Genomic DNA, 26,147 nt, shown 5'->3' on the forward strand with positions numbered 1-26,147 from the left:
CCATGAGAGAACAAATTGAAGTATTACTCGCCGCAGCAGTAGAAACATTAACTGCAAATGGAACATTGCCGCAAGGTGTAACCCCACGCATTCAGCTAGACCGACCGCGCGACAAAAGCCATGGCGATTTTGCCACCAACCTTGCACTAATGTTGGCAAAGCCAGCAAAGCAAAATCCTCGGGCCTTAGCCGAGGCGATAGTTGCCGCCATTCCGAGCAACGCCATTATTGAAAAAAGCGACATTGCTGGCCCCGGTTTTATAAACTTTTTTGTCAACCAGCAGCAGCTTATTCAGCAACTTGAACAGGCGTGGGCCGACCCTAATTTAGGCGTGGCCGCAAGCGGCGAGTCGCATACGGTGGTTATTGACTACTCTTCACCAAACCTTGCCAAAGAAATGCATGTAGGGCATTTGCGCTCCACTATTATTGGCGACGCTGTAGCGCGAACCTTAACCTTCCAAGGCCACAACGTCATTGCGCAAAACCACGTGGGCGACTGGGGCACGCAGTTTGGTATGTTGTTAGCGCACATGGAAGACGAATTAAAAGATCAAGCCTCTGCACGTTTGCAACTCTCCGACTTAGAAACCTTTTATAAAGCAGCAAAGAAACGCTTCGATGACGAAGACGGCTTTGCCGACCGCGCCCGTAGTTTGGTGGTAAAACTGCAGGGCGGCGACCCGCATTGCCAGCAACTTTGGCAGGAGTTCATTAATACCTCGTTGGAGCATTGCCAAGAAGTGTATGACCGCTTAGGTGTGCAACTCACGCGCCAAGATGTAATGGCAGAAAGTGCCTATAATGACGACCTTCCGCAGGTTATTCAGGACCTGCGCGGCAAAGGCTTATTGGTGGAAGACCAGGGTGCACAGTGTGTGTTCCTTGAGGAATTTAAAGGCAAAGAAGGTGAGCCGCTGCCCATTATTGTGCAGAAAAAAGACGGCGGCTATTTATACGCCACAACCGATCTTGCTGCGGTGCGTTACCGCGTGGGTGAGTTGAATGCAGATCGGGTAATTTATGTGGTTGATGCGCGCCAATCGCTACATTTCGATCAAATATTCACCCTCTGCCGTAAAGCCGGTTATGCCAACGAAAATACGTTACTCGAGCATTTGGGTTTCGGTATGGTGCTGGGCAAAGACGGTCGGCCCTATAAAAGCCGCGACGGCGGAGTCACCAAGCTTGCCGACTTGCTGAACGAAGCGGAACGCCGTGCCTTAGAGTTAATTAGTGGTAAAGGCACCGACTTAACCGCCAGTGAGCAAGCACATGTGGCGCGTGTGGTGGGTATTGCGTCAGTAAAATACGCTGACTTGTCGAAGAACCGCACCAGCGATTACATGTTCGACTGGGACACCATGCTAAGCTTTGAAGGCAACACCGCGCCCTACTTGTTGTATGCCAATACTCGGGTAAAAAGTGTGTTCCAAAAGGCCGGTATTGATGCCTTAGCGGTACAAGGTGAAATTCAACTGGCGACCGAGCAAGACGAAAATTTAGCGAACAAACTGGCACAATTCCCAGAGATTATTGCCAGCGTGGGTAAAAAAGGAATGCCCCATTTCTTGTGCGGTTATTTGTTTGAACTCGCGGGCGCATTCTCGTCGTTTTACGAAGCCTGCCCAATTTTAAATGCCGACGACCCAGCGTTGAAAAATAGCCGCTTAAAACTTGCGGCATTAACACAGCGTACCTTGGAAAAAGGTTTGGGTTTACTGGGTATTGAAACCCTCGAGCGGATGTAAACAGTGGCCGTAGACTACGCAAAAAAGCAGGCACCGAAGCGCAAGTCAGCGCCAAAGCGAAAAAAAGCGGCAGCAGCTAAATCTCGCGGCGGTGCTGTGCGTGTACAAACCGAGCGCGCGGTTTCGCGCCGCCGTTTCGTGCTCACGCTGGTGTTGTTGGTGGGCTTTATTGCGTTGTTAGTTGCCTTGAAATATCGCCAAGCCGAGGAAACTCCAGTGGTAACGCCACAAGTGCAGCAAGAAGACCCGTTGCCGGAGTTGCCGCAAGAACGCTGGCGCTACCCCGAAGAGCTTGAGTCGAAAGAAGTGGAAGTGATAGTGCCGGAGCGCGCAGAGTCACAGCCAAGGCTTATTCAGTGCGCGTCGTTTAGAAGTGCTGAAGACGCCGAGTCGATGCGTGCGCAAATTGCGTTTTTGGGGCTTGAAGCCCAAGTTCGTGCTACCCAAGGAACCTCGGGTATGTGGTATCGCGTCATTCTTGGGCCTTTTGAGAACCAGCGTGCAGCGCAACGCACCAACCACCAACTACAACGCGGCGGAGTGTATCGCTGTGAAATTTGGAACTGGACCGAATAACGCCACCTTGAAACTTAGCACTGGCGACCCTATCTCCTAACTTATGATTCATTGCATAGGCAAATGCAGCCGCATTTGCGCAGGAGAAAACCCATGACCACTATTGTTTCAGTGCGCCGCGGCGACAAAGTAGCGATTGGCGGCGACGGCCAAGTGTCGCTCGGCAACACGGTAATGAAGGGCAACGCCCGCAAGGTGCGCCGGTTGTACAAAGACCAGGTGTTAGCCGGATTTGCTGGCGGCACTGCCGACGCCTTTACCTTATTTGAACGTTTTGAAGCCAAGCTCGAACAACACCAAGGGCATTTAACGAAGGCGGCGGTGGAGTTGGCCAAAGACTGGCGTACAGACCGTATGCTGCGCAAGTTAGAGGCTCTGTTGGCGGTTGCCGACAAAACCACGTCGTTAATTATTACCGGTAATGGCGACGTAGTGCAGCCCGAAAACGATCTGATTGCCATTGGTTCCGGCGGCGCGTATGCACAAGCTGCAGCGCGAGCGCTATTGGAGAACAGCGAGTTAAGTGCGCCTGAGATTGTCGAAAAAAGCCTAACCATTGCCGGCGACATTTGTGTGTACACCAATAGCTTCCAAACCATAGAAGTTCTCGACGCAGTACCTGCAGGCAAGGAGTAAGCATGTCGAATATGACCCCGCGTGAAATTGTAGACGAACTTAACCGCCATATTATTGGTCAAGACGACGCCAAGCGCGCCGTTGCCGTGGCCTTGCGTAATCGTTGGCGCCGTATGCAGTTAAACAATGAACTACGCCACGAAGTTACGCCTAAAAATATTCTCATGATCGGCCCTACTGGGGTGGGTAAAACCGAAATTGCGCGGCGTTTGGCCAAGTTGGCGAACGCGCCTTTTATTAAAATTGAAGCCACCAAGTTCACCGAGGTGGGTTATGTGGGTAAAGAAGTGGACTCCATTATTCGCGACTTAACCGACACAGCGGTAAAGCTTATGCGCGAAACAGAAATGGCGCGGGTGCGCCATCGTGCGGAAGACGCCGCCGAAGACCGCGTGCTCGATGCCTTGTTGCCGCCAGCGCGCAAAACTTGGCCAAACAACGAAGATGAAGGCCAAGGTAACGCAGAGCAGGGCGAGCAGAGTGCAACCCGACAAACGTTCCGCAAGAAGCTACGCGAAGGTAAGCTCGACGACAAAGAAATTGAGATCGACGTGTCGATGGCCCCTATGGGTGTGGAAATTATGGCGCCACCAGGCATGGAAGAAATGACCTCGCAATTGCAGAGCATGTTTCAGAACATGTCGGGCGGTAAAACCAAAAAACGCAAAATGAAAATTAAAGACGCGTTTAAGCAATTGGTGGAAGAAGAAGCTGCAAAGCTACTCAACCCCGACGAAATTAAAGAGAAAGCATTAGAAGCGGTAGAGCAGAACGGCATTGTGTTTCTCGACGAAGTGGACAAAATTTGTAAGCGTTCCGACGCCAGTGGCCCCGATGTGTCACGCGAAGGTGTGCAGCGCGACTTGCTGCCCTTGGTAGAGGGCACCACAGTAAGCACTAAACATGGCATGGTGCGTACTGATCACATCTTGTTTATTGCGTCTGGCGCGTTCCAAATGTCGAAGCCTTCAGACCTAATACCTGAGTTGCAGGGTCGTTTGCCCATTCGGGTGAACCTAAAAGCGCTGTCGACCGATGACTTTGTGCGAATTCTCACCGAGCCGAACGCCTCGCTTACGGTGCAATACAAAGCGCTCATGGCTACCGAAGGGGTTACCGTCGACTTTACCGAAGACGGCATTCGCCGCATTGCTGAAATTGCGTGGCAGGTGAACGAAAAGACCGAAAATATTGGCGCGCGGCGTTTACACACAGTGCTTGAACGGCTCATGGAAGAAATTTCTTTTGACGCCTCAGAGAAAGAAGGTGCAACCTTCACTATTAACGCTGAGTATGTGAACAGCCACCTGAATGAACTGGCCGACAACGAAGACTTAAGCCGCTTTATTCTCTAATAAACCTCTGCAACAACGCCAGCTGGTTAGCGTTCACTGACCAGCTGGAAGTTCAGTTTTCCCCAGTTTTCCCAATGCTCGCGTAACAGCTCGAGGGCGCGGTTGGTGTCGACCGGCGGCGAGAGCAAATAGCCCTGCGCGCAGTCACAGCCAAGGTCGAGCAATGTTGCGAGTTGTTCACGCGACTCCACACCTTCTGCAATTACTTGTTTTCCTAAACCATGGCTAAGCTGAATAAGCGTACGCACAATGGTTGTATTGGCTTCGCTCGACAGCATTTCGGCTACAAAGCTACGGTCTATTTTAATGCGGTCTATGGGCAACCGACGTAAATAGGCAAGCGACGAATAGCCCGTGCCGAAGTCGTCTATCGACACCCGAATACCCATGGCCTGCAGTTCACTCAATACATTTAAGCCGGTGTTAATGTCCGACACCGCTACGTTCTCGGTAATTTCTAGTTCAATATCGGCCGCTTTGAGTTCATATTTGGCGAGCAGCGCGCGCATTTGTTGGCACAGCTCGTTGTTCTGGAATTGCCGTGCGCCGAGATTCACTGCGATAGGCACCGGTCGTTCACCTTCGGCACGCCACTTATGCAGTAACTTGGCGCAGTGGTCGAGAACCCAATGGTCTACTTCGCTGGCCATGCCGAGCTGTTCTGCATAGGGTAAAAATTCACCGGGGCCGAGCAAACCGCGTACTGGGTGCTGCCAACGAATAAGCGCTTCAAAACTATGCAATGTGCTTCGCCGACCTGCGTATATAGGTTGCAGGTGGATCAAAAACTCGTTGTTGTGAATAGCGCGGCGTAATTCGGGTTCTAAATCGGCGAGCCGAATATAGTGATCGTCCATGCCGCGTTGGTACACCATTACACTTGGGTTGTCGGCAAGCTTGGCGTTGGCGAGGGCAATGTTGGCTTTACTCACTAAACCTTCGGTGCGACTTCCGTGTTGTGGATACCGCGAAATGCCAATGCTGCAAGACACTGAAATTTCGCGGCCGTCGATAAGCATGGGCTCATGCAATTCGTTGTGCAAACGGGTGGCGAGATCTTCAATTAACGAGAGTTTTTTCAGGTGGTCGAACACCAACACAAACACGTCACCACTTATACGAGAGCAAAGCAGAGGTTTGGTGCGGGTATGGGTAAGCCGCTGGGCGAGCTCAACCAGCACCCTGTCACCGCCACGCATACCAAGCTGGTCGTTCACCGCCTTGAACCGGTCTACGCCGATCATCAGTATAGTGAGGTGGCGACCGGTGGCTCTGCACGAGTCAATAAAGAGTGGCACTTTGCTCATCAGTTCGTCGCGGTTCGGTAGCTTGGTGAGCGCGTCGTGACGATTCAAAAAGTCGGCTTTTTGCATGGCGTTCAGCGCCTGATGACGCTCCGACTCGAGCAGCCAAATAGTCACCCCAAGTGCGGCTATCGCTAAAAACACGAGGTTTAGAAAGCCTTGCAGTGCCCACACCAGTTCCGACATGAGTAAGGGAGTGGTGAGCTGGAATATGCCAACCAGTGCAATGTTCTTCAGCCCTTGTAAGCCAAAGGCAAAGGCGATCATGCGCGGGCCAAGCGAGCCTCTCACATATCGCAGTATAAAGCCGCCAATGGTAACCAAACCAATGCCCGTAACGAGGAACATAAGGGTGCCTTGCTCGAAGGGTTGCACCAGTGAGCTTGCTTGTTCGCCCAGCCGAGTCACTACACTTAAACTCATGGCAAAGGCGTAAATAACCCAACGCCAAGCGCGCTTCGGCGGCTTTTGCTTGGTAATGTCGAACACCCCAATGGTGAGCAGGCTGAGCCCTAAATACAAGGAGCCTAAATGCAGTGTGCCGAGCCACCACGACTGCCAAGCAAAGTCGGCCACCAGTGGCGCAAGCAGAATGTGGCTTAAGCTGGCAACGCAACCGAGGGTGTAGTAGGCCGCAGCATAAGACCAAAAGCGTAAATATGGCCTTTTATATGCTTTGTAATAATGCAGTAGCAACAACGAAAACCCAGCCATTAAAAGGGCTTGGCCGGCATAACTTGCGCTTGCAATAGCTGTATGAGTAAGAAGCATAGAAAGAACGGTTGCCTATGAGCAATCTTATATTTAGAGTTCTTCGATTTAACGGCTTTTCAACGAGAAAATCAACCTTAACCCGCATAAGCGGTTTCTAAGCACAGTGGAGCGGGTTATACTGTACGGCGAAACCCTAGCCAATGCAGGAGCCTGCACATGGAATACAATACTTCAGAACTCTGTGATTTATTTGCTGACCAAATCGACGTGGTTGAACCAATGTTTGTGAACTACGGTGGCCGAGCTTCGTTTGGCGGTCAAATTGTTACGGTGAAGTGTCATGAAGACAAAGGCGTTATTGAAACCGTATTAGCGCAAGACGGCACCGGCAAAGTATTATTGGTTGACGGAGGTGGTTCTTTACGCCGCGCGTTAATCGACATTTCAGTGGCAGAACTGGCGCTTGAAAACGACTGGGAAGGCATTATTTGCTTTGGTTGTGTGCGCGACGTAGACGCCTTGGAAGAGCTCGACTTGGGTGTGCAAGCCATTGCCTCAATTCCTGTGGGCGCTGCGTCTGAAGGCGTTGGCGAATCAGACATTCCGGTTAATTTTGGCGGCGTAACTTTCTTACCCGAAGACCACATTTACGCCGACAGTACGGGTGTGATTTTGTCGCCCGAACCGCTCGACATTGAATAACGCAGCGGCAAAAAATTAAACCTGTTGTTATGCGCTATTCCGCCGAATTTATTATCGCTCCTGAACCCCAACACTGGGTTCGGGCGCGCGACGGCGAAACTAAAATTGGTCAAGCCATTCCGTGCTTACCTGCCGCTGCAACAACCTCCACGCTTGCCGAGCTTTACCAACAAGGCTCACGTGTAGCTCTCGTTGGCGTACCCGAAAGTATTGGTCCGCGCGCTAACCTTGGCCGGGGCGGTGCTGAGCTCGGTTGGCAGGCATTTTTAACGCAGTTCCTGAACTTACAAGCAACGCCGGCCATTCCCGTACAAGAACTTCTGTTGGTGGGCGCCGTAGACTGCCAAGACCTAATGGCAGAAAGCGAAACCTTAAATGCCAACATTCCGCATGAGCTTATGCGGCTGCGTGAGCTCTGTGCAGTGCTTGATCGGCGTGTAGAGCATGTAGTTGCTCCCTTGTTTGCCGCCGGTTATGAAGTGGTTCTCATTGGTGGTGGGCACAACAACGCTTACCCATTACTGAATGCGCTAAAGCAAACCACAGGAAAAAGCTGTGGGGCCGTGAACCTTGATCCGCACGCCGACTTTCGCCCGCGTGAAGGCCGCCATAGTGGCAATGGCTTTAGCTATGCCTATGTAGAAGGCGCGTTAGCCTATTACCACGTGGTGTCGTTACATGAAGGGAAAAACTCCGCTTCGAGCCTGCGTAATCTTGCCGACGCCGGGTTTCGCTACCACAGCGCTCACCATTTGTATGATATGGAATTTACCGACGCCATGCGCGACGTTGCCGCCAAAGCAGCTTCGTGGCAAGTGCCGCTCGGTGTTGAAGTCGACATAGACGCGATTCAGTTCGCGCCGGCCAGTGCCTACAATGTTATGGGCGTTGCACCTGCACAAGCATTTCGCTTTGTAAGTGAGCTTGCGGTGCTGCCGGAGGCACGCTATTTACACCTCGCCGAAGCTGCTCCAGCTTGCCACCCTGCGGGTGTCGAAGCCGGTACACAGCACGCAGGGCAATTACTGAGCGAGTTGGTTATTGCTTGGCTGCGGGGGCGAGCAAAGCGCTATTAAAAAAGCGCAGCGGCGTAAACAAAACCCCTTCTTTAAGTTGCAACTCCAGCGAACCAGCGTTGGCGCAGCGGGTTCGCGCCAATTTCATAGCAAATATCTTCCGCGGCGTTGAGTTTCCATAAGGCAAGATCGGCACGATTACCCACCGCCAAGGTTCCGCTATTGGCAACTCCCAAAGCTTTGGCGGCATGCGCCGTAACCCCTAACCACGCTTCTTCTGGTGTTAACCGAAAGAGTGTGCAGGCCATGTGCATCATCAGTGGTAAATGAGTAAAGGGCGAGGTGCCAGGGTTGGCGTCGGTGGCAATGGCCATGGGAACCTTGGCGGCACGCAATTGGGCCACCGGCGGTAACTGCGTTTCGCGGAGAAAATAAAAGGCCCCGGGTAACAACACCGCCACCGTGCCGGCCTGCGCCATGGCGGCAACACCTTGCTCGGATAAATATTCCAGATGATCAGCAGAAAGCCCTTGGTATTGAGCGACTAAAGCGGCGCCGTTTTGGTTGCTGAGTTGCTCGGCGTGCAACTTCACAGGCAACCCGTGAGCCTTAGCAGCCTGAAATACTTTTTCTGTTTGCGCGCGGCTAAAGCCCACGTTCTCACAAAATACGTCTACGGCATCAGCAAGTTTTTCTGCCGCCGCTGCAGGCAAAATTTCGTTACACACCAAATCAATGTAAGCGTCGGTGCGCCCTTTATATTCGGGGGGTAAAGCATGTGCTGCCAGTAAAGTGGTATGCACACAAAGGGGCAACTCGGCACCGAGCCGCCGCGCTACCCGCAGTTGTTTTAGTTCGTGCTCTACACTAAGCCCATAGCCAGACTTTATTTCTATATGCGTCACCCCTTGTGCCATCAGCGCATCTGCACGGCTTTTGGCCTGCTCAAAGAGCTCGTGTTCAGATGCTGCACGGGTGGCTGTTACCGTGGACAAAATACCGCCTCCAGCTGCGGCTATGTCTGCGTAGCTGGCGCCGTGTAACCGTTGTTTAAACTCGTGTGCACGGCTCCCTCCCCACACTAAATGGGTATGGCAGTCAATTAAACCAGGCGTAAGTAAGCCGCCGTTACCGTTCACTTTTTGTGCATTTTGCGCAAGCTCCAACGGTATATTCTCGGCCGAGCCTAGCCACGAAATTACGCCATTTTCTATGGCTAAGGCGGCATTGGGAATAAGGCCGAGATCGGCCTTGGTCATGGTGGCAAGCGTTACATTGTGAATAAGCGTTGGCATAACAACTCCGAGCTGACTTTGCTGATTTTCTTTGCTAATGTATATACAAGCTGTACTCATGGTAATAGAATTTAAAAAATACGCAAGAACGCGGTAAGAATGAAGTGGGGGACTTCAGGGTGGCCAAGTTTGAAAACATTAAAGAACATATTTATCAAAAAATAGAAAGCGGTGAGTGGCCTGAGTACCACCCGGTAAGCTCGGAAAATGCGCTGGCGAATCAATTTAAGGTAAGCCGCATGACTGCTCGGCGGGCATTGCAGGAGCTTTCCGACGAAGGTTTAGTGACCCGCACACGGGGCTCAGGCACTTTTGTAGCACCGTTGAAGTCGCAGTCGGCGTTACTCACCATTCGCAATATTGCCGACGAAATAGCGCTGCGAAATCATCGCCACCATGCCGAAGTGGTGTGCATGGAAAAGGTTCCAGCGTCGCCAACGCTTGCAACATTTTTGCATGTGCCGGTGCAGTCGCAGGTGTGGCACTCCATTATTATTCACCACGAAAACGGCCAGCCCGTGCAAGTGGAAGACCGTTATGTAAACCCACGGTTAGTGCCCAATTACGGTGAGCAAGACTTTACCCAACGCACACCGCACGACTACTTATGCGAAGTAACACCGCTTACCGAAGCCAGCCACCAAATAGAAGCGGTGTTGCCGAGTGCGGCATTGAGTCGCTGGTTAAAAGTGGAAGCACTCGAACCTTGTTTACAGATTAACCGGCGCACTTGGTGCCGCGACGGCGTGGTGAGCCAAGCTACCCTTACCCACCCCGGTTCACGCTTTCGATTAGGCGGCCACATGACTTTTCGTGCCAGCAAAAAAAGTTAAGGAGATAACGAATGAAAACAACACGCCTCGACCCACGCCGAGTTATTCGGGCAGCGAAAGGGAGCGAAATTACCGCCAAAAGTTGGCAAACGGAAGCCGCTAAACGCATGCTGATGAATAACTTAGACCCAGAAGTGGCCGAACACCCGCAGGGTTTGGTAGTTTATGGCGGCATTGGCCGTGCAGCGAGAAACTGGGAATGTTTCGACCGTATAGTAGAGGTTCTCGATCGGCTCACCGACGAAGAAACCTTGCTCGTTCAAAGCGGTAAGCCCGTTGGTGTATTCCCAACGCACAAAAATGCGCCCCGCGTGCTGATCGCGAACTCCAACTTAGTGCCAAAGTGGGCCAACTGGGAACATTTTAACGAACTCGACCGTGCAGGCTTAATGATGTACGGGCAAATGACCGCCGGTTCATGGATTTACATTGGTTCGCAAGGCATTGTGCAGGGCACTTATGAAACCTTTGGTGCAGTTGCCAAGCAGCACTTTAATGGCGACGCGAGCGGTAAGTGGGTACTTACTGGCGGTTTGGGCGGCATGGGCGGTGCTCAACCTTTAGCGGCAACCATGGCGGGGTTTTCCATGTTGGCCTGTGAAGTAGACGAGTCGCGCATCGATTTTCGCTTAAAAACGCGTTATGTCGACGAAAAAGCGACAGACTTAGACAGCGCCTTAGCCCGTTTAGAGCAAGCGAAAAAAGACGGCAAACCGGTGTCGATTGGCTTGTTGGCCAACGCCGCAGACGTGTACAGCGAACTGGTTGAGCGTGGTATTACGCCGGACGTAGTAACCGATCAAACTTCAGCGCACGACCCGTTAAACGGTTACCTTCCGCAAGGCTGGACTCTAGAGCAAGCGGTAAAACGCCGAGACGAAGACGAAGCGGCCGTGGTAAAAGCCGCGAAACAGAGTATGGCCGTGCAAGTGCGCGCTATGTTGACTATGCATGAGCGCGGCGCCGCTACGCTCGACTACGGCAATAATATTCGGCAAATGGCGCAAGACGAAGGTGTGGAAAACGCGTTCGACTTCCCCGGCTTTGTGCCTGCCTATATTCGACCGCTGTTTTGCCAAGGTATCGGGCCGTTCCGCTGGGTAGCACTTTCGGGCGACCCAGAAGACATTTACAAAACCGATCAAAAAGTAAAAGAGTTAATGCCTCACGACACTCACTTGCATAACTGGTTAGACATGGCGCGCGAGCGCATTGCCTTCCAAGGCTTACCGGCTCGCATTTGTTGGGTGGGTTTAAAAGATCGTGCGCGCTTAGGCGTAGCGTTTAACGAAATGGTGCGCAACGGCGAATTGAAGGCCCCCATTGTTATTGGTCGCGACCACCTCGACTCCGGCTCAGTGGCTAGCCCTAACCGTGAAACCGAAGCCATGCTCGACGGCTCCGACGCTGTGTCCGACTGGCCACTACTGAATGCGTTATTGAACACCGCAGGCGGCGCCACCTGGGTAAGCTTGCATCATGGCGGCGGTGTAGGAATGGGCTATTCACAGCATTCCGGCGTGGTGATTGTAGCCGACGGTACAGACGAAGCTGAACAGCGCTTAAAACGGGTGCTCTGGAATGATCCCGGTACCGGCGTAATGCGCCATGCCGACGCCGGATACGACATAGCCAAAGACTGCGCCGTAGAATGCGGACTCGATTTACCCATGGTGGAAGGAACACAAAAATGAGTGCATACACACTTTCGCTCACACCCGGCCAGCTTAACTTGGCTGAACTACAACGAATTCGCCGCGAACCTGTGCAGCTCAGCATTGTAAACGACGCATGGAGCGGTATTGCCGCGTCGGCGGAAACTGTTGCTGATGTGCTGGCGCAAGGCCGCGTGGTGTATGGTATTAACACCGGCTTTGGCTTGTTGGCCAACACTCGAATTCAACCCGAGCAGCTTGCCGACTTGCAGCGCCGTATTGTGCTTTCTCATGCGGCAGGCGTGGGCGAGCTCATGTCCGACTCCGTAGTGCGGCTTATGATGGTACTGAAAATAAACTCTTTGGCGCGTGGCTTTTCCGGCATTCGCCCCGAGGTAATTCAGTTTCTTATGCAGCTTTTAAACAACCAAGCCTATCCTTGTGTTCCGGAAAAAGGCTCGGTGGGAGCCTGCGGTGACCTCGCCCCACTTGCGCACATGGTATTACCGCTGCTTGGTGAAGGCGAAATTCGTTATCGAGGCGAAGTAAAACCTTCAATAGAAGTATTAAATGAACTTGGCATGCAACCCATAGAATTAGCGCCAAAAGAAGGTTTAGCGCTACTCAACGGAACTCAAGCCTCTACCGCGTTAGCACTGCACGGCTTATTTGCTATTGAAGACGTATTTCGCGCCGCACTACTGGCCGGCAGCATGGCAGTGGAAGCCGCATTAGGTTCGCGCACCCCGTTCGACGCGCGCATACACGAAGTGCGTGGGCAGCCTGGGCAAATAGACGTAGCCGCAGAGCTGCGCCGCATTTTGCATAGCAGCAGCGAAGTGGGTGAGTCGCACGAAAATTGTGGCAAGGTGCAAGACCCCTACTCGCTGCGCTGCCAACCACAGGTAATGGGCGCTGTATGGGACCAAATTCGCTACGCCGCACAGGTGCTAGCGCGTGAGGCAAACGGCGTAACCGACAACCCGCTGGTATTTGCCGACGACAACGACATTTTGTCGGGCGGTAACTTTCATGCAGAGCCGGTGGCCTTAGTCGCCGACGCCCTTGCCGTAGCATGCAGCGAAATTGGTGCCCTTTCCGAGCGCCGCATGGCACTTTTGGTCGACAAAAACCTAAGCAACTTACCGCCGTTCTTAGTTGAAAATGGCGGGGTAAACTCAGGCTTTATGATGGCACAAGTGACCGCCGCCGCATTGGCCTCGGAGAACAAAACCTTCGCCCACCCCGCGTCGGTAGACAGCTTGCCCACCTCCGCCAACCAAGAGGACCACGTGTCGATGGCCACCTTCGCCGCACGCCGGCTTGAAGACATGGCCGAAAATACCGCCGCTATTGTAGCCATAGAGTTATTAAGCACAGCGCAAGGGCTCGACTTCCGCCGCCCGCTCAAAAGCTCGCCGATAATTGAAAGTGCCTACGCAAAAGTGCGTGAAAAAGTAAGCTTCTACGACGAAGACCGCTACTTTTCGCCCGACATAAAAGCCATAATCCAGCTCATACGCTCAGGCGACCTGTCGCCGTTAACGGCGATCAGCCTTTAAAACCTCGATTGACAGTGTAAAAAAGCGCCTTCGGGCGCTTTTTTTGTAGTGCGCCGAGCACGGCGCATAACGCCTTGACGGGCGCTGTTCCTGTACAGGTGGTGCTGGCAGGATGACTTGGAGGTGGGAGTCCCCTGTGAGCTCGGTAAGGGGAATCACTAGCTGAACCGCAAGGGTGTTCATCGTGAGGTGAAATCCGAAGGAAGCGGAAAGCAAATCACAAAAGACCATAACGGGCTCACCTTAACGCTGATGTTTTTGTTGGTTAACACTGTACGCAAAGCAAGCCAATGAACAGCGTTAAACCAATGAAACGCTTAGTTGCTAACGCTTCGCTTTCACTACGTAATGGCCGGTGAAGAAAGCGGCGAAGTCCTCGTTGTTGTACACCGCGATGGTGAGGGTAAGGTGGGCGTTTTTGCCGCTTTTGAGTGGGGTAAAGTCGCCTTCCATGTCGCTGAGGGTGGCAACGGCGCGGGGCTCTTCGTGAATGGGGCTTTGGTAGTCTATGGAGGCGTCGGCCAACACAATGGCGCCTTCTAGATCTTCTTCTTGCATGTGGAGCTGGATCATTCCCCAGCCGGCGAGGGTGGCGAGGGTGTAAATGCTGCCGGCGAACATGGTGTGGTGCACGTTAATGTTGCGTGCCAATGGCGCGCGTAGCTCAAAGGTGCGCCCGGTGTATTGATAAATGCGAATGCCCATGGCTTCGGTAATGGGTATTTGCTCGTGCCACGTTTTTTGCAAGGCTTCGCACCACGCTGGGCGGTACACAATGTATTCGGGGCGGTCGAGTGCTTTTACTAGCTGGTGTTCTGCGGCGGGGTTTTTTACCGTGTCGGCTTCTTCTTTTAATTCATAACCGCAACGTATGTAAAAACCTAAGGTATTACTGCGTGAATTTATAATTACTCGTTGCGCGCCTTGTTCTTTAGCGGCCGACTCCAACGCGTGAATAAGGGTTACACCATGCCCTTCGCCTTGGAAGTTGGGGTCTACGGCCATAAAGCGAATTTGCGCTTCTTCCGGGCTGTTAAAATGAATGCGGCCCACGGCAATAACAGTGCCGTCTTCGGCAACCAGCATGCGGTGGTCGCCCACTTGGTCGTACTCGTCTTTTTCTGAGCCTCGCGGCCGCTTAAATGGTTCCCGCAGCACGCGCCAACGCAGGTCGTAGTAGCGTTCGAAACTCTCGTCGCTTTGTGGAATAACAAGGTGTAGCTTTTTATACATTGGTGTTCCTAAAGCAATGGCTTACACTGAAAGCACGTTATAAACCGTATGTGAACTTATGCGCCAGAACCCACTTACACCAAAGCAATTAGAGTCCATACTTGGTGACGCAACCTTAACAGCGCTTTCGGGAACTAGTGAGGTTAGATTAGTCGTTCTTGAGAATCAAGAATATAGGCTATTGGTGTTAAATGGCGCTATTCAGTCGGTGCAGCATAAACAATACCCTTATGCGCTGCTTTTGCCGCACCAAGTACCCATGCTTGCGGTGCTTGAACAGTTACCTAGTGCTGCCGAGGTGCTGGAGTTAGGCTTAGGCGGTGGTAGCGCTATGGCGCATGCGCGGCATTATTATTCTACCTTCGAATGGTTGTGCGTAGAGTCGTCTGCCGCCGTTATTTCGCTTTACTTCGACCATTTTGCGCCAGAGGTGGTGTTACCCAACCAAACTATTGTTATGGCCGAGGCGCAGCAATGGTTGAGAACTGCACCACAGGGGCGGCAGTTTGACCTTATTCTTTGCGACATTTACGCTAAGGTTTCGCAGCCATTCTTGGAACTCTGTTATGTCCGCGTTAAACGAGGTGGTTGGTTGGTGATTAACTGGTTGCCGCATTTAAACGAGAGCGAATACGCCGACCCATTGAGTACCTTGGGTATATTTAAAGGTTGGCACGTTGAAAGCAGCAAGGTGCCGGGTTATCGAAACCGAATTTATCGCTTACAGCGCCCGCTTGGGTGACGTATAGGAAATGTAATGCCAATTAAAAACAGTATAGAAGTACTACTCCCCAAGGTGAGGCAACAGGTTTCGTCTGCGGCCGCGTTTTTGTCGTTCTTTGTGAAACGTTGTGTAAACGACCGCATTAACGTTATTGCTGGGCACCTTACCTATGTGTCGCTGTTGTCGCTGGTGCCTTTGCTAGCGGTGGTGTTTGCCATGTTCGCGGCGTTTCCTATGTTTGGTGAACTGCGCGAAAGCGTACAAGCGGCTTTACTGGAAAACTTAATTCCAACCAGCAGTGACGCTATTGAAGGCTACTTGGAACGCTTTGTGGGTAATGCCAACCAAATGACCGCGGTGGGCGCTGTGTTTTTGTTTGTGGTGGCGATTATGCTGATGTCGGCAATAGACAAAACCATGAATACGATTTGGCGGGTGAATAAGCGTCGGCGGCTAAGTATTTCCTTGGCGGTGTATTGGATGATCCTCACCATGGGGCCGGTTTTGGTGGGTATTAGTATTGCCATGAGTAGCTATTTATTCGCGCTGGCTTCGTTTACCGACGGTTATATCAGTGGCCTGCAAACCACTGTTTTGCGTTTGGTGCCGTACTTGTCGACCTTTGTCGCTTTTTTACTGCTGTACATTATGGTGCCTAACCGCGTGGTTCGTTTTCGCCATGCGGTGTGGGGCGCTGCGCTTGCCGCCGTGTTGTTCGAGTCGGCTAAAAATGCTTTTCAGTATTACTTAAAGGCCTTTCCGTCGTATGAGCTAATTTATGGGGCGTTGGCGGCTATTCCCATTATGATTGTGTGGATTTATTTTAGTTGGAACATTATTTTGCTAGGCGCTGAGCTTGCGGCCAGTATTGAAGAATACACGAACGAGCCGAAAGAGCCCGCACCAGAAGAAGAGCTGCACCCAGAGGACATAGAAACGAAATGAAGGGGTTAATACAGCGGGTGAAAAGTGCCCGGGTTGAGGTAAGTGAAGTGGTAGTGGGTGAAATACAGCAGGGTATTTTGGTATTGCTGGGTGTGGAAAAACACGACACCGACGCAGGAGCGATCAGGCTTGCAGAGCGCATTGCCAGCTACCGAATATTTGCCGATTCAAACGACAAAATGAACCTCGATGTACGGGATATTGGCGGCAGCGTGCTGGTGGTGTCACAGTTTACGCTCGCCGCCGACACCGGCAAAGGGCGCCGCCCCAGCTTTTCTAACGCGGGTAGCCCCAGCGAAGCACAGCGGCTTTATCATGTGTTTTGCGACGCCATGCGTGCGCAAGGCGTACCGGTGCAAACCGGCCAATTTGCTGCCGATATGCAAGTGCATTTAATAAACGACGGCCCCGTTACCTTTCAGTTGAGTGTTTAGCGAACACGCGTTCTAAACCGTCATCGAATTGCCAGTAAGAAAGTAGCAGCGCGAAAACCCCGAACAGACTAATCGGTTTTATTGGTGATTACGTAATTGAATAATCGATTAAACCATATACTATGGTGAAAAGAGGAACACCGAATGGGGACCAATATTATGAAGAAAACCGCTACTTTTGCCGTTGTGCACTTTCTTGTTGCCTTTACGGTAACCTACTTGCTAACGGGCAGTTGGGTGCTGGGGGGGCTTATTGCGTTGGTAGAACCGCTCTGCAATACCGTGGCGTATTTTTTCCATGAAAAAGCGTGGAATTGGTTCGACAATCGTAAGGCCGCAAACAAGCTAGCGGTTTAACGCGCAGCCATGACAACCCGCACTATTGCCGTTTTTGGTGCTGGCGGCGGCTTAGGAACTGCGCTTATTCAGCACTTGCTGCAACAGCCGAGCGAATCAAACACCCGTATTTTAGCGGTAAGCCATAGCGCCCAGCCGAATGTATTGAATGTTCCCCGTATTGAGTGGCATTCGGTTCCTGCGTACCTGCTGGAAAACCAGCCCAACCCTGAATTTGTTCCTCAACTCGAAGCCCTGTGCCAGAAGTGGCAACAACAAGGTGTTGTGCTGCACGGTGTTGTGTCTACCTTAGGCTGGTTACACCGGAGCAACTGGCAACCCGAGCGCCGGATAGAGCAACTGAACGAGCGTCAGTTGATGGCTTACTTTCATGGAAATGCAGTATTGCCAGCGCTGTTAGTGCAGGCGGTAAAGCCACTGTTGGCAAAGAAAGAGACAGCCTTTGTAGCCCAGCTTGGGGCGAAAGTGGGCAGTATTGGCGACAATGCACTAGGCGGCTGGTATGGCTATCGGGCGTCGAAAGCAGCGCTCAATATGCTGTTTAAAACGGCGGCGATAGAGCTTAAGCGTACCCACAAACAACTTACCCTGAGTGTTATTCATCCGGGTACCACCGATACGGCCCTTTCTGAACCCTTTCAAGAACGCCTACCCAAAGACAAATTGTACAGCCCCGAACAGAGTGCCGAGCGCATTTGGTCGGTTATTCGCGCACTTGAGCCGGCGCAATCGGGCGGCTTTTGGTTTTGGGACGGCACGCCATTACCTTGGTAGCTTGAGTCTTGGTAGCTTGAGCCTTGGTAGCTTGAGCCTTGGTAGGCTTGCCGAACGGCTAAAACTGGTTCATGCTGCTGAAAAAAGAGGGGAATGCTATGAATTATTTACTGTGTTTATTGGTGCCGCCAGCGGCAGTGTGGATAAGTGGAAATCGCCTACAAGCGGGTATAAGCCTCGTGCTGTGGGTTGTTGCCTTGTCGTTGTTCAACTGGGCAACCAGTAACGGCCCGCCGGGCGCCTATGCGGCGGGTCCTGTGGTGTATATTTTCACCATTATTCATGCTTTTGTGCTTACTCATCGGCACATGCAAGAGCAAACCGGAGATCGCCACCCACACCGCAAAGAACGCTAACTTGAAGCCTTAAATTAAATGTAAAGAGCCCGTTTTATGCGGGCTCTGGCGGTATTATGGCGCTAATGAAATCGTAATCTTAGTGGAGAACGGCATGAAGCTAGCGCAATTATCGTGGTTACCTTATTTTGCAGTAGCGGCAGCAGCCTTAGTTTTAAGTGCGTGCTCAGAAGGCCAAGCAAACCCGAACGCACAAGGCGAAAGCGCGCCGCTTTCTCGTGTACTTGTGGTTGAAGTGCAAGCACAAACCTTGGAGTTAGAACGATCGTTTGCCGCCCGCACCGAAGGCTCTATGGTGGCCGAGGTGAAAGCCCGCGCCAGTGGCTTAATTGAAGGCCGCGAGTTTAGCGAAGGGCAATTGATTAACGCCAACGACATTATGTTTCGGCTGGAAAAAGCACCGTATGAGGTAACTTTACAGCGTGCACGAGCGGATCTTAGCCAAGCCGAGGCGCGCCATTCAGCGGCTCAGCGCGACTGGAACCGGGTGTCGAACCTTTACGAAGACGGTGCAATTTCGGGCCGCGAACGCGACCAAGCGCAGTCGGAGTTGGAAATGGCGGAGGCCGAGCTGGAAAGTGCGCGTGCCAGCCTAGACGACGCGCAGTTGCGGTATAACTACACCGATGTAAAAGCACCGATTACGGGTATTGCCAGCCGCGAGATGGTGTCGGCGGGTAACGTTATTGAAGAAGGCAGCACTTTGGCGGTGGTGACCGCGCTCGACCCGCTGCATGTACGTTTTTCGGTGCCTGAAAACGACGTGGCGGCCCGTTATTTGTTACAAAACACAGCCCTAACAGGGCAAGTTGAAAATGCTCCACGTGCGCGCTTGGCCTTTACCGACGGGCGGCAGCACCCTATGGAAGGCCACATTGATTATGTTAGCCGCGTGGTGGACCGTGAAACCGGCAGCATGGAAGCGCGTGCGGTGATCCCTAACCCCCAAATGGATCTATTACCTGGCCAATTTGTGCGCGTGCAACTGCCGCGTATTTCGCTTCCTAATGCCATTTTGGTGCCGCAGCGCGCAATTGTGCAGTCGGGGCGGCGCTCGGTGGTTTACATTGCCGACAGCCAAGACATTGTGCGTGTACGCGAAGTTACCTTAGGCGTGCGGGTAGACAGCCAACAGCTGATTGAGGAAGGCCTAAGCAGCGGCGACCGCGTAATTGTGGAAGGCTTGTCGATGTTGCAGCCGGGTAGCCGGGTTCGGGTGGAGGCGATTGAATGATTGCACGCACCTTTATTGAACGGCCGGTATTAGCGTCGGTTCTGTCTATTCTTATTGTTATTGCTGGGTTAATGTCGCTGCGTATGCTGCCTATTCAGCAATATCCGCAAATTGTTCCGCCGCAAGTGCAGGTTAGTGCAAGCTATTCGGGGGCTACTGCTGAGGCAGCGTCGCAAGCAGTGGCTGCGCCGCTCGAACTGTACATAAACGGCGTGGAAAACATGCTGTATATGACTTCCTCTGCCGACGACACAGGCGGGGTCAGTATTAACGTGGTGTTTGAGGTGGGCACCGACGTAGACCAAGCGGCAATTGACGTAGACGCTCAAGTGCAGCGTGCCATGTCGCGGTTACCTGAAGAAGTGCAGCGCAGTGGCGTACAGATTCGAAAGCAGTCGAGTGCAATTTTAAAAATTGTGTCGTTGAGCTCGCCCGACGGCAGCCGCGACTCACTGTTTTTGAATAACTATGCCACGCTTACCGTGCAAGACGAACTGAGCCGTGTAAACGGTGTGGCGCAGGTTACCTTTTTTGGTTCGAAAACCTATGCCATGCGTATTTGGTTGCGCCCTGATCAGCTCGCCGACTATGGGCTCACTCCGGCCGACGTGCGCGCAGCAGTAAATGAGCAAAACAGTATGTTTGCTGCAGGCCGTTTTGGCGACGCTCCGAACCCAGAAAACCCACAAGAGCTTACTTTGCCCATTGGCACCGAAGGGCGTTTTTCGACGGTGGCTGAATTTGAAAATATTATTGTTCGCGCCGATGAAAATGGCTCTGTTGTGCGTTTAAGCGACGTGGCACGGGTGGAGCTTGGCGCCAGTAACTACGACTTCGACGCGGTGCAAAATGGCGAAACCGTGGTACCCATGGGGATTTTCTTGCGGCCGGGCGCAAATGCGCTAGAGGTGTCGGAAGAAGTAGACGCAGTAATGGAGCGCATGAGCCAGCTGTTCCCCTCGGGAGTAGACTATTCCATTTCATTCGACACCACTGAGTTTGTGGAAGTGTCGATTAAACAAGTGGTCATTACCCTATTCCAAGCCTTGGTGCTGGTGATGGGGGTTATTTACCTGTTTTTACAACGCTGGCGCGCCACACTTATTCCGCTGTTGTCTATTCCGGTGGCTTTAATTGGTGCCTTCGCGGGCATGTATGTGTTCGGCTTTTCGGTAAACCTACTTACCCTGCTCGCGATGGTGCTTGCCATTGGTATTGTGGTAGACGACGCCATAGTGGTGTTGGAAAACGTTGAACGGCTAATGAACGAGGAAAAGCTCGGGCCGAAGGAAGCCGCGATAAAAGCCATGGAAGAGGTGAGTACGCCTATTATAACTATGGTGCTTGTATTGGCGGCGGTGTTTATACCGGTTGCCTTTTTGGGCGGTTTGGCCGGGGTTATGTATCAGCAGTTCGCGTTAACCATTGCAATATCGGTTATTTTGTCTGGCTTTATTGCGCTAACCTTGTCGCCAGCATTGTGTGCCAATATTTTGAAGGAGCGGCCGGAGTCGCCGCCGAAAGTGCTGCAACGTTTTAATGTGTTTTTTGAGCGCATGACAACCAAATACACCGACGGTGTGCGCTTTATGATGAAGCGAACGGCCATTGCCACCGCAGTATTTGTTGGTTTAGGGGTTATTTCTTACGGAATTTTCCAAGGGCTTCCCGGCGGCTTGGTGCCCGACGAAGACCAAGGCTATGTGTTGGTGTCGCATCGCTTACAAGAAGGGGCGTCTTTAGACCGTACCGAGCGCTTCTCGCTGGGTTGGAACGAACAGTTACGCAACGAAGAAGCCGTAGCCAATACCCTCACCTTTATTGGTTATGACTTGGTAAACGGTGGCCGTAAGCCAAATGTGGGCGCAAGCTTTGTAACGCTCGAGCATTGGGACGATCGCAATCTGCGCCGCAACAGTAGCCAAGACTTTGCTGAACAAGTAAACGCCTTTGGCCGTGAGCACCCAGAGGCGACCATTAGTGCCTTTAACCCGCCGCCTATTTCGGGCATATCTACCACCGGCGGTATTGAAGGCTATATGGTGGTGTTAACCGAGGGCGATACCGAAGGGCTAATACAGCACTTGAACCAAGTGATTGGCGCAGCGAATGAGCGGCCGGAGCTGCAGAACGTGCGCACGACCTTGAATACTTCCATTCCGCGTTACACGGCTATTGTGGATCGTGAGCGCGCGAAAACCATAGGGGTGTCAATTAACGACATTTTTGCCGCCATGAACGCCACCTTTGGTCGCCAGTACATTAACGATTTTAATTACTTAGGCCGTGCTTGGCGGGTGTATATGTCGGCGGAGTCGGCGTACCGAGAAAGCCAAGCCAACCTAGCGGAAATTTATGTGCGCTCTTCACGGGGTGAAATGATTCCATTAAACAGCGTGTTACGGGTAGAGCGAACGACTGGGCCAGACTCGGTGCAGCGCTACAATAACCGCCCAGCGGCGCGTTTATTGGGTGACCCTGCGCCCGGTTACAGTACCGGCGAAGCAATGTTAGCGATGGAACAGGTGCTGGCGGAAATGTCAGAAGGCAGCAGCCAATATCAATTGTATTGGACAGGCGCGTCGCGGCAAGAGCGTGAGGGTGGCGCGGCGGCAGGCTTAGCGTTTGGTTTTGCCATACTTATGGTGTTCTTATTGTTGGCAGCGCAGTATGAGCGTTGGACCTTGCCATTGGCGGTGCTTACGGCAATTCCGTTCGCTATTTTTGGTGCTGTGTTTGCTACTTGGATATTGGGTCTGCAGAACAATATTTATTTCCAAGTCGGTTTATTGGTACTGATTGGCTTGTCGGCGAAAAACGCAATTCTTATTGTCGAGTTTGCCACCATTAACCGTAAGCGTGGGTTGTCAATTTTGGCGTCTGCGTTAACCGCCTGCCGACAGCGTTTCCGCCCTATTTTGATGACCTCTTTGGCCTTTATTTTGGGCGCAGCGCCGTTGGCTATTGGCAGCGGAGCAGGCGCGGCGGCGCGGCAAGCGGTGGGTATTACCGTGGTCGGCGGTATGTTAGTGGCCACCTTCGTGTCGATTTTCTTTATTCCGGTGTTTTATCAGTGGATTGAAAAAACCGTGTTGAAACGCGAGCGCGCAAAAGCAAAAGCCTTGAAAAATTAAAACTTTATTGCCATACCTTGAGTATCAACTGTTAAGCGCCTCATCAGCGAGGCGCTTTCACCCAGCAAGGGGCTAATATGAAAAACGAAATAAGTACTAAGCAAATACTCGCGGTGTTCGAAAAAATCAGGCTACACGGCGAGCACAGCAACGACATACACGAACTTGAGGGTGTACAAGCCAGCACAGACTTCGACGGCTACACGGTGTTTTTAGAAGGGCACCGAGTAAAGTTAAGTACCGGTTTTCACAATACCTACCACCTCGACTACGAAAATGACCGCGACTTAGGTGAGTTTCTGAAAAAATTAAAGTACATCGAAGCGAACTATGATTAAATAAGTGCACAATCAAAGCAGTTAGGTTCGTTTTCATGTCTGTAGAGTCACCGAAAAAAGTATACAAAACATACTCCCTCGGCGAAGAAATTGCGCATTCCATAACCCACGGCGTGGGCGCAGTACTGAGTATTGCGGCGCTAGTGGTCATGATTTGGCTTTCTATTGCCGAAGGTACGGCTTGGCACTTAGTTAGCTCCATTATTTATGGAAGTTCACTCATACTGCTGTATACCGCCTCCACGTTGTATCACGCTATTACCAATGCGCGCGCAAAACATGTATTCCGGCTTATGGACCATGCCGCTATTTTTATTCTTATTGCCGGAACCTACACGCCATTCTTGTTAGTAAATTTACGCGGTCCTTGGGGTTGGAGCCTGTTTGTTATTATTTGGTCTATTGCCATTGGCGGCGTAATGCTAGAAACCATGAAAAAAGAACGGGTGAAGTGGCTTTCGCTTACCCTTTACCTGGGCTTAGGCTGGATGGCCATTGTGGCGGTGAAGCCTATGCTCGAACTGGTCGACATGAATGCCTTGCTGCTGCTTTTAGCGGGTGGTTTAGCCTACTCGCTAGGCGTTATTTTTTATGTGCGTAAACAAATGGTTTATCACCACGCGGTTTGGCACGTTTTTGTGCTCGCCGGTAGCGTACTGCACTTTCTCGCTGTACTCTATGGTGTGTTGCTGGCCTAAGGAATTCCGATTTTGAAGATATTAATAAGCAGAATAAAAAGCCTTGCAGTGACCGCTATTATAGTGCGGAGCTTGGCTATTTTTCTTCTGCTGTCGGTTGCCTTTACTGTCACGATTATCAACGAAGTGCGATACTTCGTACAGAAATCTCATGACTTGGCGTATCAAAAGTTTGAGCAAAGTGTTGAGTCTACCGCACGACTCGCCGACGCTATATTTGAGGCTGTGATTGACAGGCCTGACGTTGCGGGGCTCTTTGCGCAGGCCCATGAAGCAAGTGAAGAAAAGCAATTAAGCGTGCGCGCAGACTTGTATAACGCTTTATTGCCACTCTACCAAAGCCTTTTAAGCTCTGATATTCAACAACTTCATTTTCACACCAGTACAAATCATTCATTTTTAAGGTTTCATCGACCAAACCTTTTTGGCGACGATTTAACGCCAGTGCGCCCCTCAATTGTTTACGTTAATAAACATTTAAAGCCATTCCATGGCTTCGAAGAAGGGCGAATTTTTAATGGCTTCCGCCATGTTTATCCTATCGTGCACAATAGTGTTCATGTGGGGAGCGTGGAGATATCTAACTCTCTGGGCAGCTTTAAAAAAGCCTTCGAAAATTCGGGCACAGAGTTTGTCGACTTCGTGCTGTTTAAGCAGGTGGTAGAGGACAAAGTTTTTGAAAGTGAACAAAGCAACTACATCAGCTATCCGTTATCTAGCGAACTGTTGATTCAGTCGTCTTTGAATATTCCACCACAAGGCGCTGGACCGTTTAACGTAGAAGTGAAAGACGCTTTACTTGAACGCATGCAAAACCGAAGGTCTGTCCAAAATGCTATTCAAGCAAACGCCGACTACTTTGGTATAACCTGGTTGAATGGTGCACTCTACTCAATGAAGTTGAACATACTTGAAAACGGCAGCAGGCAAGAGCCTGTGGGCTATGTTGTGTCGTTTAGCACCTTTGACTACATTGCTGAGTCTGCTCGTGGTCACCTTAATCAGTTTGTACTCTTCTTTCTCGTTTCAATCTTATTTGCTTGGATTCTTTACCGGCAACGCAGCTTGTTAAAGGAAATGAAGCGCTATGCGCGCTATGACTCGCTAACTGGGTTTATGAACCGGCGCTACTTTTTAGAAGTTATAACAGCAAAATTAACGGAGAACGTCGCTCGTGAGGGGGTTGCCAACAGAGAGGGGCGAAAAAGGGATTGGGTACCAAGTCGTTATAGCTTGATCATGTTCGATATTGATCACTTTAAAGCTGTGAACGACCAATATGGGCATGACATTGGCGACCTCGCATTAAAGTATCTTGCGACCCTTGTAGCCGACCTCCAAAAGTCTAACGACGGTCGAAAGCGTTGGTTTGCGCGCTGGGGCGGTGAGGAATTCATGGGCTTCTTGCGAGCAGATTGCGATCAAGCGTATGACTTCGCAGAAACAATGAGAAAAATGATAGAGGAGAAAACGGATCTTCATCCTGACTTACCGCGTTTTACCTGTAGTTTTGGCGTGGTTGAAATAACAGACAGAAAAAATCTACAGGGCGAATTGAAGCGTGTTGATCAGGCTCTCTATGAAGCGAAAGCTACCGGCCGTAACAAAGTGGTTAGGGGTTAACGACTTTTATTGCGTTGAATATGGGGTTTATTTTGGGGTTTCGAACGGGGCTTTTTCGTTGTCGGCCGCGCGGCTTGTTTTGCTGGCGCTTTGCGGCGGTGCCCGGGCGGTGCTTCAGACGACGAATGCGCAATTGCCTTCATTAAGGTGTCGAGTTCGGCGGGCGTGAGCTCGCGCCAAGTACCCGGTGCAATGTCGCCCAGTTTAATGTGCATAATGCGAATGCGCTCTAGCTTTTTCACGCGGTAGCCAAAGTGTTCTGCCATGCGGCGAATTTGGCGGTTCAGCCCCTGCACTAAAATTATTCTAAACACAAAACGCGACAACATGGTGACCTTACACTTTTTGGTCATTTGCCCCAAAATAGGCACGCCATTGCCCATACCGCGAATGAAGTCTTGGGTAATGGGCTTGTCGACGGTCACAATGTATTCTTTTTCATGGGCGTTGCCAGCCCGCAGAATTTTGTTTACGAGATCGCCGTTGCTGGTCATAAACAGCAGGCCTTGTGAGTCTTTGTCGAGGCGACCAATGGGAAATACGCGCTGCGAGTGTTTTACCACACTCAACAGGTTGTTGGGTTCGGCGGAGTCGGTGGTGCTCACAATGCCAACGGGTTTGTTAAAGGCAATGAAAGCAAAGCGTTCTTTGTTTTGTGGCTTAATGAGCTTACCGTTGAGTTTTACTTCGTCTTCGGCGGTTACCTTGGTGCCCATTTCCGCAACCTGACCATTCACCCATACTTTTCCTTCCTCAATGAAACGGTCGGCTTCACGACGCGAGCATACGCCAGACTCAGCAATAAACTTGTTGAGGCGAACTGGCGGGCGGTCGCTAAGGTCTGGGTTCATGTTAGTGCGAGCTCCTTATCAGGAAACATTCCCACGTTGAATTCACC

The 26,147-nt window shown here is 51.6% G+C and carries 24 protein-coding genes; 20 read left to right on the plus strand and 4 right to left on the minus strand.

The annotated features are described in order from the left end of the window. Positions 1-2 precede the first annotated feature (2 nt). The 4 genes from argS to hslU all read left to right on the plus strand — a co-directional run bounded on the left by argS (position 3) and on the right by hslU (position 4,318). A complete protein-coding gene (argS, locus tag DQW12_RS09195; RefSeq protein WP_113907567.1) occupies positions 3-1,751 on the plus strand; it encodes an arginine--tRNA ligase in 1,749 nt (582 codons plus the stop codon). A 3-nt stretch (positions 1,752-1,754) separates the two neighbouring features. Further along, positions 1,755-2,327: an SPOR domain-containing protein gene (locus DQW12_RS09200; protein ID WP_113907568.1), complete on the plus strand. Its 573-nt coding sequence runs from the start codon at positions 1,755-1,757 to the stop codon at positions 2,325-2,327. A 93-nt stretch (positions 2,328-2,420) separates the two neighbouring features. Then, complete coding sequence (hslV, locus tag DQW12_RS09205; protein WP_113907569.1) at positions 2,421-2,963, plus strand: ATP-dependent protease subunit HslV; 543 nt, start codon at positions 2,421-2,423, stop codon at positions 2,961-2,963. A gap of 2 nt (positions 2,964-2,965) precedes the next feature. After that, entirely contained in the window at positions 2,966-4,318 is a 1,353-nt protein-coding gene (hslU, locus tag DQW12_RS09210; protein WP_113907570.1) for an ATP-dependent protease ATPase subunit HslU, read from the plus strand. Positions 4,319-4,344: 26 nt separating this feature from the next. On the opposite strand, the gene DQW12_RS09215 is transcribed toward hslU, so the two are convergent. Further along, positions 4,345-6,393, minus strand: a complete 2,049-nt coding sequence (locus tag DQW12_RS09215) for a putative bifunctional diguanylate cyclase/phosphodiesterase (RefSeq protein ID WP_113907571.1) — start codon at positions 6,391-6,393, stop codon at positions 4,345-4,347. 159 nt (positions 6,394-6,552) lie between these two features. Between DQW12_RS09215 and rraA the strand changes: the two genes are divergently transcribed. Next, a complete protein-coding gene (gene rraA, locus DQW12_RS09220; protein ID WP_113907572.1) occupies positions 6,553-7,038 on the plus strand; it encodes a ribonuclease E activity regulator RraA in 486 nt (161 codons plus the stop codon). Positions 7,039-7,067: 29 nt separating this feature from the next. Continuing rightward, the gene (locus DQW12_RS09225; RefSeq protein WP_113907573.1) at positions 7,068-8,114 is read left to right on the plus strand and encodes a formimidoylglutamase; all 1,047 of its coding nucleotides are present in this window, start codon (positions 7,068-7,070) and stop codon (positions 8,112-8,114) included. A gap of 32 nt (positions 8,115-8,146) precedes the next feature. Here the strand turns inward: DQW12_RS09225 and hutI are convergent, their stop codons facing one another. Further along, positions 8,147-9,349: an imidazolonepropionase gene (gene hutI, locus DQW12_RS09230; protein WP_113907574.1), complete on the minus strand. Its 1,203-nt coding sequence runs from the start codon at positions 9,347-9,349 to the stop codon at positions 8,147-8,149. Between the two features lie 119 nt (positions 9,350-9,468). Between hutI and hutC the strand changes: the two genes are divergently transcribed. Genes hutC through hutH form a run of 3 tightly spaced genes read left to right on the plus strand, consistent with a single transcriptional unit; the run spans position 9,469 to position 13,399 of the window. Further along, the gene (gene hutC / locus DQW12_RS09235) at positions 9,469-10,182 is read left to right on the plus strand and encodes a histidine utilization transcriptional repressor HutC (protein WP_113907575.1); all 714 of its coding nucleotides are present in this window, start codon (positions 9,469-9,471) and stop codon (positions 10,180-10,182) included. An 11-nt stretch (positions 10,183-10,193) separates the two neighbouring features. After that, positions 10,194-11,876, plus strand: coding sequence for a urocanate hydratase (gene hutU / locus DQW12_RS09240; RefSeq protein ID WP_113907576.1), 1,683 nt, complete (start codon positions 10,194-10,196; stop codon positions 11,874-11,876). Beyond that, a complete protein-coding gene (gene hutH / locus DQW12_RS09245) occupies positions 11,873-13,399 on the plus strand; it encodes a histidine ammonia-lyase (RefSeq protein WP_113907577.1) in 1,527 nt (508 codons plus the stop codon). The genes hutU and hutH overlap by 4 nt, the downstream gene beginning before the upstream one ends. Before the next feature lie 324 nt (positions 13,400-13,723). On the opposite strand, the gene DQW12_RS09250 is transcribed toward hutH, so the two are convergent. After that, positions 13,724-14,632 carry a bifunctional GNAT family N-acetyltransferase/hotdog fold thioesterase gene (locus DQW12_RS09250; RefSeq protein WP_113907578.1) on the minus strand — a complete coding sequence of 303 codons (909 nt, stop codon included), beginning with the start codon at positions 14,630-14,632 and terminating at the stop codon, positions 13,724-13,726. 58 nt (positions 14,633-14,690) lie between these two features. Between DQW12_RS09250 and DQW12_RS09255 the strand changes: the two genes are divergently transcribed. The 11 genes from DQW12_RS09255 (at position 14,691) to DQW12_RS09305 (ending at position 25,249) form a co-directional block, all read left to right on the plus strand. After that, on the plus strand, positions 14,691-15,374 hold the full coding sequence (locus DQW12_RS09255; RefSeq protein ID WP_113907579.1) for a spermidine synthase: 684 nt from the start codon (positions 14,691-14,693) through the stop codon (positions 15,372-15,374). Between the two features lie 15 nt (positions 15,375-15,389). Continuing rightward, positions 15,390-16,301 (plus strand): virulence factor BrkB family protein, encoded by a 912-nt coding sequence (locus DQW12_RS09260; protein WP_113907580.1) that lies wholly within the window; start codon positions 15,390-15,392, stop codon positions 16,299-16,301. Further along, the gene (gene dtd / locus DQW12_RS09265) at positions 16,298-16,735 is read left to right on the plus strand and encodes a D-aminoacyl-tRNA deacylase (protein WP_113907581.1); all 438 of its coding nucleotides are present in this window, start codon (positions 16,298-16,300) and stop codon (positions 16,733-16,735) included. Before DQW12_RS09260 ends, dtd begins: the two co-directional genes overlap by 4 nt. A gap of 144 nt (positions 16,736-16,879) precedes the next feature. Beyond that, positions 16,880-17,092, plus strand: a complete 213-nt coding sequence (locus DQW12_RS09270; protein WP_370444361.1) for a DUF2061 domain-containing protein — start codon at positions 16,880-16,882, stop codon at positions 17,090-17,092. A 9-nt stretch (positions 17,093-17,101) separates the two neighbouring features. Continuing rightward, positions 17,102-17,866 carry an SDR family NAD(P)-dependent oxidoreductase gene (locus tag DQW12_RS09275; protein ID WP_113907582.1) on the plus strand — a complete coding sequence of 255 codons (765 nt, stop codon included), beginning with the start codon at positions 17,102-17,104 and terminating at the stop codon, positions 17,864-17,866. A gap of 98 nt (positions 17,867-17,964) precedes the next feature. After that, positions 17,965-18,222 carry a YqaE/Pmp3 family membrane protein gene (locus DQW12_RS09280; protein ID WP_157957890.1) on the plus strand — a complete coding sequence of 86 codons (258 nt, stop codon included), beginning with the start codon at positions 17,965-17,967 and terminating at the stop codon, positions 18,220-18,222. Between the two features lie 94 nt (positions 18,223-18,316). Next, complete coding sequence (locus tag DQW12_RS09285; RefSeq protein WP_113907584.1) at positions 18,317-19,456, plus strand: efflux RND transporter periplasmic adaptor subunit; 1,140 nt, start codon at positions 18,317-18,319, stop codon at positions 19,454-19,456. After that, complete coding sequence (locus DQW12_RS09290; RefSeq protein WP_113907585.1) at positions 19,453-22,590, plus strand: efflux RND transporter permease subunit; 3,138 nt, start codon at positions 19,453-19,455, stop codon at positions 22,588-22,590. The genes DQW12_RS09285 and DQW12_RS09290 overlap by 4 nt, the downstream gene beginning before the upstream one ends. Before the next feature lie 77 nt (positions 22,591-22,667). After that, a complete protein-coding gene (locus tag DQW12_RS09295) occupies positions 22,668-22,928 on the plus strand; it encodes a DUF3081 family protein (RefSeq protein WP_113907586.1) in 261 nt (86 codons plus the stop codon). Positions 22,929-22,963: 35 nt separating this feature from the next. Beyond that, on the plus strand, positions 22,964-23,626 hold the full coding sequence (gene trhA, locus DQW12_RS09300) for a PAQR family membrane homeostasis protein TrhA (RefSeq protein ID WP_113907587.1): 663 nt from the start codon (positions 22,964-22,966) through the stop codon (positions 23,624-23,626). A 12-nt stretch (positions 23,627-23,638) separates the two neighbouring features. Beyond that, the gene (locus DQW12_RS09305) at positions 23,639-25,249 is read left to right on the plus strand and encodes a sensor domain-containing diguanylate cyclase (protein WP_113907588.1); all 1,611 of its coding nucleotides are present in this window, start codon (positions 23,639-23,641) and stop codon (positions 25,247-25,249) included. Here the strand turns inward: DQW12_RS09305 and rluF are convergent. Beyond that, complete coding sequence (gene rluF / locus DQW12_RS09310; RefSeq protein ID WP_113907589.1) at positions 25,246-26,100, minus strand: 23S rRNA pseudouridine(2604) synthase RluF; 855 nt, start codon at positions 26,098-26,100, stop codon at positions 25,246-25,248. The two genes, DQW12_RS09305 and rluF, sit on opposite strands and share 4 nt — an antisense overlap. Positions 26,101-26,147 lie beyond the last annotated feature (47 nt).

The sequence above is a fragment of the Aliidiomarina celeris genome (assembly GCF_003316875.1).
Lineage (GTDB): Bacteria > Pseudomonadota > Gammaproteobacteria > Enterobacterales > Alteromonadaceae > Aliidiomarina > Aliidiomarina celeris.